The organism is Rhodococcus sp. NPDC057014, assembly GCF_042673295.1.
Lineage (GTDB): Bacteria > Actinomycetota > Actinomycetes > Mycobacteriales > Mycobacteriaceae > Rhodococcus_F.
Window position 1 is genome coordinate 65,462 of record NZ_JBHUSF010000011.1, and the last position, 6,965, is coordinate 72,426.

A 6,965-nucleotide genomic window follows, 5' to 3' on the forward strand; every position below is an offset into this window, starting at 1 on the left:
CGGCGGCGAGGGGTGGATCGGTACCACCACCATGTCGACGCAGACGGGAAGATTGACCATGAGTGAATATGACTTCGACGTAATCGTTGTAGGCGGTGGCTACGCCGGTCTCACGGCCGCCCGAAACCTGACGCGAGAGGGTCATCGTGTCGCGTTACTCGAGGGTCGAGACAGACTGGGCGGCAAGGTATTCACAGACACATTTGGCGACACCGGCGTCACAGTCGACCTGGGTGGAGCATGGAGTCCACCAGGTTGCCCGTTCATGGAACGGGAGATGTCGGACTACGGGCTGGAATGGGGCCTGTCTCGCGATGCTCAGAGCAACGGGTACCTCATCGGCGGACAGCGGATAGAGCATCCGGTTCCGCTGCTTCCCGAAGAGATTCTCGGTACGGAACGCACTGCCTTTGAACTTCTCGAGATGGTCCATCGCATCGATCCGACGGTCCCCATCGAGGCGCAGCACCTGGACGATCTGGACGTGAGTTGGCGTGAACTCCTGGACCGCCTGGCGCCGCCACCCGGCTTTCGTGACCTGTTGGAGTCCTGGCCGACCACCGAAGGCGGTCGACCATCTGACGAGTTCAGCGCCCTGATGTTCCTCTGGTGGACGGCGAACAGGGGCAACAGCCTGGCCAATTGGTTCATGCTCGAGATGCGGCGGCCGCTCCGCACGATGGATCTGGTCGAGGCGATGGTCGCCGAGAGCACGGCCGAGGTTCACTACGGCGCGGCGGTGACCAAGGTGGACCAGGACGCCGACGGGGTTGTCGTGACGGTGGCCGACGGCACTGCCCTGCGTGCCCGCGGAGCGGTGATCGCGGTACCTGTGAGCTGTTGGGACTCCATCGAGTTCTCGCCGGGTTTGAGTGAGTCCAAGACGAAAGGTGCCGAACTCCGTCCTGTCGGCACCGGATTGAAGGGCTGGGCCTTGGTCAAGGACGCGCCGCCGGCTTTCAGTGGCCTCGCCAGCGTTGAATCGGGCTGCGGTGTCACAACGGTGATCTCGGAGTACGACCACGGTGATGCGCAGCTGATGAGCTACTTCACCCCGCTCGGATATCGTGCCGGCGCCCCGCGAGAGACAGAGTTCGATATCCACGACCTTACCCAGGTGCAGAAGGCGTTCGATCAATTCATGCCCGGATGCACCGTTCTCGAGGTCGGAGGGCACGACTGGGCACGGGACGAGTTCGCCAACGGGGGGTGGGCCGCATATCCCGTTGGGCTCCTCCCTCATCTGTCGGGAATGCGAGCTCCGGAAGGCCGACTCTCCTTTGCGAGCGCCGACATCGCAGAAAGGCTGATCGGGTGGATCGACGGGGCCATCGAGAGCGGGTATCTCGCCGCGACCCAGCAGGCGCGGAACCTGGAGCGGTAGCTCCGGCGCGTGCACCCCATTCGGATGACCACGCCCGGCACACTGTGGCTGTGTATGACGACATTCGTGGAGATTGGAAGCTCACCTGCGATGCGTGCATCCGCCGCGATCAAGGAACCACTACGAGCGTGCCCCCGTACTCGCCAATCACCGGGCATTGGCGATGCTCGGCGCACCGGCGCGGAGAGAGTCGTCTGTGGTTCATTCGCCGGTGGTGGCCGGGTTGCGTCGGTCGATGCCAGTATGGTCACTAACGTATCTGTCGTACGCTTCGATTCACTCAACCCAGCGATCGGTCATGGCCCAGCACAGTAACCGCAGCACTCTCGTCGAGGGCGCCATCCGTTGCCTCGAGACGCTCCCACCCGAGGCGATCACCGCACGCGTGATCGCCGCTGAGTCGGGCGCCAACCTGGCGTCGATCAGCTACCACTTCGGCTCCAAGGACGGCCTGCTGGCCGAGGCGATGGCCGAGTCATTCCGGCGCTGGGAGACGGAAGTCGTCTCGGGCATTGCCGACCTGCCCGACTCGGATATTGCAGTGCGGCTCGAACGCGCGATCGGCGTCGTACTGAGCAGCATGCCCCGCTACACCGGGCTGCTGCGCACGTTCTATGCCGCTGTCGCGCGTGCACCACACGACGAACGCGTGAGGCAACCCCTCGCCGAGTCCTACTCCGTGCTGCGTTCCGCGCTGGCGGCCGAGTTCGGGCTCGGCGCCGACGACACCGGCAACGATGCCGCCGGCATTGTGATGGCCATATTCGATGGCCTCCTGGTGCAGGCGCTGCTCGATCCTTCGCAGTTGCTCGATCCCGAACGTGTGGCCGCGGCCGTGCCGCGATTGTTTGGCTCAACCCGTACGCATGAGGGTGGCTCTGCGGCGACCCTTTCGGCAAACCCATAGTTGAGATCGCGGGTCCACGGGTAGCGACAGCGCCGCGAAGGTGTAGTTCCCTCGGCTCTGTGTGGCGTTAGTCGACTGCGGATCGAGGGGTGTTCGGTGTCGAAAGGCGCGTATCAACGGCGCGGCCGCACAGCAATGGATCGCCGCCCGCGACATCGCCGCGGAAGCCGTGCCTCCCGGCTGCACGCTCATGTGGGATCTCTTTCATCGGCTGTCCTGAAATTCCTGCGCTGACGATGGCCGGGAGCGCCTGTACGAACAGCAGCACCTTCGTTGAGTGTGCTGCGTTTTGCAGTGTTCGGACCGACCGGTCGCGTGGATTGCGCGGATCCGAACGCGCCATTGCGCGAATCTAAACGTACGTATAGATTGGTGAGCGAAATCACCCCACCCGAAGAATCCTTCGGCTCACGCATAGGTAGTGCAAAATGGGCGACCTCCTTGAATCCCACCCCACAGACGCTGTGACCGCGGTCGAAAACGCGGTGGCCAGCATCCGGGCCGGCCGCATGATCGTGGTCGTCGATGACGAAGACCGTGAGAACGAAGGCGACCTCGTGATGGCGGCCCAGGCAGTGACACCAGAAGCTGTGAACTTCATGGCCCAGCACGCCCGCGGACTGACCTGTGTCTCACTGCCAGCGGAACGCCTGGACGAGCTAGACCTCCCCCCAATGGTGTCGAACAACACGAGCTCATTCGAGACCGGGTTCGCGGTGTCGGTCGACGTCGCGGGCGAGGGTCGTACCGGGATCAGCGCGGCCGATCGTGCAGCGACAATCCAGGCGCTCTGCGACCCGAACACCCGACCTGCCGATCTCGTACGCCCGGGGCACATGTTCCCACTCCGCGCCAAACCGCATGGAGTGTTGCAGCGCAGCGGCCACACCGAGGCAGCCGCGGACCTGGCTCGGCTCGCCGGCTTTCAGCCATACGGGGTGCTGTGCGAAATCATGTCGCAGGACGGATCGATGGCGCGGCGCGGCGAACTCGAGGATTTCAGTCGCAAGCATGGGCTCGACCTGGTGACGGTCGACGACATCGTGAAGTACCGCCAGGCGACCGAGCCGCTCATCGAGTGTGTTGCGGAAACGCGAATGCCCACCCTGTACGGGGAATTCCGGGCGTACGGGTTCAAGCCGATTTGGGAAGACCGCACCAGCTATCTGGCACTGGTGATGGGCGAAGTGGCGGGTTGCGATGCCATTCAGGTCCGCCTGCATTCCGAATGTGTGACCGGCGATGTCTTCGCTTCCTCGCGTTGCGACTGCGGCCGCCAACTCCACGCGGCAATGGAACGAATCGCGACGGACGGGCGCGGCATCGTGCTGTATGCCATCGGCCACGAGGGACGGGGCATCGGGCTCCTCGAAAAGATTCGCGCCTACGCGCTGCAGGATGACGGGCTCGACACCGTCGATGCCAACGTTGCCCTCGGCTTCCCGCCGGACGCACGCGACTACGGGCTAGCCGCCCAGGCCCTGACGTGGCTCGGTGCCCAGAACATCCGCCTGCTCACGAACAACCCCGACAAGGTCGCCGCGTTGAAGCGCCATGGAATCAATGTCCGGGAACGGATCGCGCTCACGCCCAGGGCCGCTGACGAGAGCGTCCCCTACCTCCGCACCAAACGCGACCGACTCGGTCACGTCCTGGACAGCCTGGAGACCGCGGATCGCCTGCTAGGAATGCGGCCCGAGTGTACGAAAGCCGCCGCAATGCGAGGTGCCCGATGACCGGCCGACGAATCCTCATCGTTGACGACCACGAGGTCGTCCGCATCGGTTTTCGCGCACTCCTGTGCAGCCAAGATTGGGTGGAGCGCTGTTTCGGCGCAGCGTCGATCGAGAACGCCGTCGAGGCGGCGCGGCGGTGGAAGCCGCACGTCGCCATCGTCAAGGACTGGGTGGGCGATGTCTCCGTCAACGAGATTGCCCCACAGATCGCACAGGCCTGGCAGCCATGCAGAATCCTCGCCATGGAAACCGTGCGCACGTCGCGACACAGTCCCGCCTCGGACAAGATGATCGCCGGATGGATTGGATGCGACTGGGACGCAAGAACCCTCCTCGACACGGTCAACCGAGCAACTACAGGTCGTCTGGCTCCGCGGGGCCCCGGAACGCCCAGCATCGGACCGGCGTTGTCCACGCGCCAGCTGGAAGTACTCCGACTCATGATGACCGGGGCGACGAACCGTGAGATAGCCCAACAGCTGTCATTGTCGCCACACACGATCAAGGCCCACACACGTGGCCTCCTGCGAACTCTCGGAGCACGCAACCGCACGGAGGCGGCACTGCGCGGAAAACGTCTCGGGATCGCCGATCCACGGATTCCATCGCTTGCCTAGCAGCACATCGAATCGTGATCTTGTGCACGGCATGAGCATCGGTTCTGGACGCGAGGTGTTCAGAACCTCCGATGTGCGCACCACCCGCGACGCATTCACAGTTCGAAGGCAGCGTGGAGGAATCTGATTCAGGGGTCGGTGGCAACGATGCGCGCAGTGGTGAACTCGTCCCAGTCGTGTCGGAGGCCCTGACGTAGCCGAAAGAGGAAGAATGAATTCATACGACCGAGAGATGTTGCTATTTGTCCTCCGATGGAAGCCCTACGACGGCGGAGACGAGCATATTTTCCCCGAGTTCGGCCTATCGATCGTGAGCTTCTATCGCCGAGTGCTGACGCTACTGAAGGGAAGATGTGGGGTCGATTCCATCCCAACTCTGGACCTGGCAACGAAGCGGGAAGTGTACGACCATTGCGTCGCTAAGTTGTCGACCTACCCACACATAGATGGTGCTGCTGGCCATGGGCATCTTAGCTACGGATCGAAAAGTCAAGTTCTGCAGCAGTTGTGATGTTCGATGAAACTGAGACCCGTCCCGCCGGATCTAGGAATGGCTCAAATTGCCAATGCTCATTCCTTCATGCCGTTATCGCGGCCGCTAGTTTGTTCACGCCACACGGCATATCGGAGATGATCCAACGAATCTTTGCGAATGTCGTTGCCGCGCGGGTTAATGCAAGATGGGTAGCAACGGTCGGGGCTATGCAAGACGACTCGTCAAGTTCTTGGCTGAGGTCCGACGAACCTCCCGATGTGAACCGTGCGGGACCTTCCGGCAGCGCTGCGCGTGGCAGCAGTCGCTCATTCGCGACCCATCGACTGTCGGATCCGCTATTTCCGGATGAATGCCCTTGCCCTCAGTGTCGGAACCCCGTTCTTCCCATGCCGCAATAGCAGGATCAACAAGCGCACGTTCGACCATGTCGTCACCGGGCGGTTCGACCCGTCCCTCATGGTGACCGGTTACGCCGGCCTCGACGCGGTCCACGACGTATTCGCGGCGCTGAGACCGGCCGCGGGCACGATCGACCACGTGAAGATCCTCGTTCGGAACGAACTTCCCGTCGGCACGGGAATCATTCCCACCTCTTGAAAAATCCACAAGCTAACGATATTGAGGAACCAATGAACCAGGTCGACGAGATCGCGCGATCCGCGCCCTTCAATCTCGCCCATGTGCGGAGCAAGCTCGAGGAACTCTTCGAACTGGATCCCTCCGACGAACTCGCTGTACGCCTCCTCGCGGGTGGGCGGTCGAACTTGACGTTCGAGCTCGCCGGCTCGAACCGGAGGTGGATCCTACGCAGGCCGCCGATCGGGCACCGCCTCGAAACCGCGCACGATATGCAGCGTGAGGTCGCCGTGCAGCGAGCACTGGCGAACAGTCCTGTCCCGGTTCCGCGCATCGTGTACGCCGACGATGCCGCACCGGATGCGGGAGGAAGCTTCTACATCATGGACAAGATCGAGGGCGAGGTCCTGCGAACGGACAGCGACTTCAGCGGGGTCGAGCCGGCCCAACGCGCGGCACTGTCCTACCAGTACATCGACTGCCTCTCGGCGTTGCACACTCGCGATTACGACTCGCTCCGGTTGACTACGTTCGGTCGGCCGGCGGGATTCCTCGAGCGGCAGGTGCGGCGTTGGACCAAGCAACTTGCCGCGTCGAAGTCCCGTGAACTGCCGGTGCTCGACGAGCTGGGCAGGCGGCTCGGCGTGCGGCTGCCGCAGCATTCCGAAGCCTCGATCGTCCACGGTGACTTCCGCTTCGACAACATGATCGCGAGGCTCGGCGAGCAGCCGACGATCGCCGCGGTGCTCGACTGGGAGATGTCCACTCTCGGTGACCCCCTCACCGATCTCGGCTTGGTGCACCTGTTCTGGTCGGGATGGGAGGGCATCACCAACCCCATTGCCGGCACCCCGTCGACGCACCGGGATACCCCCCGTTCGACGACCTCGTCGAGCGCTACGCACAAACGACCGGATTCGATGTCAGCGAGTTGGGCTGGTACTCGAGCTTCGCCTTCTACAAGATGGCCGTCATCTTGGAGGGCATCCATCTTCGCTTCGTCAACGGTGAGACGGTGGGGGACGGGTTCGACGACATCGGCTCGATGGTCGCCCCGCTCGCCGAGCGCGGATTCGCGGCCCTTCCCTGACCACCTACCCACCCCGACCGTGACGACAAGGACCAAGCACCGACATGGAGTTCACCTTCGACTCAGAGCGTGTCTCATGTGGATGAAGTGACGTGTGGGACATAATGTGACGCGTGGTAGATGAGTTGTCACTGAGGCTGGTTCCGGATGCGTTGTGGG

General features: G+C 63.0%; 6 protein-coding genes and 1 pseudogene. All 7 read left to right on the forward strand.

The features are described 5' to 3' along the window. The first annotated feature begins 31 nt into the window (after nt 1-31). The 7 genes and pseudogenes from ACFTZB_RS04095 to ACFTZB_RS04125 all read left to right on the forward strand — a co-directional run bounded on the left by ACFTZB_RS04095 (nt 32) and on the right by ACFTZB_RS04125 (nt 6,806). Nucleotides 32-1,384 carry a flavin monoamine oxidase family protein gene (locus ACFTZB_RS04095; RefSeq protein ID WP_378430216.1) on the forward strand — a complete coding sequence of 451 codons (1,353 nt, stop codon included), beginning with the start codon at nt 32-34 and terminating at the stop codon, nt 1,382-1,384. A 298-nt stretch (nt 1,385-1,682) separates the two neighbouring features. After that, entirely contained in the window at nt 1,683-2,291 is a 609-nt protein-coding gene (locus ACFTZB_RS04100) for a TetR/AcrR family transcriptional regulator (protein WP_378430217.1), read from the forward strand. Nucleotides 2,292-2,719: 428 nt separating this feature from the next. Further along, nucleotides 2,720-4,027, forward strand: a complete 1,308-nt coding sequence (locus ACFTZB_RS04105; protein WP_378430218.1) for a bifunctional 3,4-dihydroxy-2-butanone-4-phosphate synthase/GTP cyclohydrolase II — start codon at nt 2,720-2,722, stop codon at nt 4,025-4,027. Then, nucleotides 4,024-4,644, forward strand: a complete 621-nt coding sequence (locus tag ACFTZB_RS04110) for a response regulator transcription factor (RefSeq protein ID WP_378430219.1) — start codon at nt 4,024-4,026, stop codon at nt 4,642-4,644. The genes ACFTZB_RS04105 and ACFTZB_RS04110 overlap by 4 nt, the downstream gene beginning before the upstream one ends. An 841-nt stretch (nt 4,645-5,485) precedes the next feature. Beyond that, complete coding sequence (locus tag ACFTZB_RS04115; RefSeq protein ID WP_378430220.1) at nt 5,486-5,737, forward strand: hypothetical protein; 252 nt, start codon at nt 5,486-5,488, stop codon at nt 5,735-5,737. A gap of 32 nt (nt 5,738-5,769) precedes the next feature. Beyond that, nucleotides 5,770-6,483 (forward strand): annotated as a pseudogene (locus tag ACFTZB_RS04120) (phosphotransferase family protein); the annotation flags it as partial. Between the two features lie 50 nt (nt 6,484-6,533). Further along, complete coding sequence (locus ACFTZB_RS04125; protein WP_378430225.1) at nt 6,534-6,806, forward strand: hypothetical protein; 273 nt, start codon at nt 6,534-6,536, stop codon at nt 6,804-6,806. Nucleotides 6,807-6,965: the final 159 nt, after the last annotated feature.

Coding starts and splice junctions, on each gene's coding strand:
- ACFTZB_RS04095 (WP_378430216.1), top strand. CDS start 32: ATGTCGACGCAGACGGGAAGATTGACCATGAGTGAATATGACTTCGAC.
- ACFTZB_RS04100 (WP_378430217.1), top strand. CDS start 1,683: ATGGCCCAGCACAGTAACCGCAGCACTCTCGTCGAGGGCGCCATCCGT.
- ACFTZB_RS04105 (WP_378430218.1), top strand. CDS start 2,720: ATGGGCGACCTCCTTGAATCCCACCCCACAGACGCTGTGACCGCGGTC.
- ACFTZB_RS04110 (WP_378430219.1), top strand. CDS start 4,024: ATGACCGGCCGACGAATCCTCATCGTTGACGACCACGAGGTCGTCCGC.
- ACFTZB_RS04115 (WP_378430220.1), top strand. CDS start 5,486: ATGAATGCCCTTGCCCTCAGTGTCGGAACCCCGTTCTTCCCATGCCGC.
- ACFTZB_RS04125 (WP_378430225.1), top strand. CDS start 6,534: ATGGGAGGGCATCACCAACCCCATTGCCGGCACCCCGTCGACGCACCG.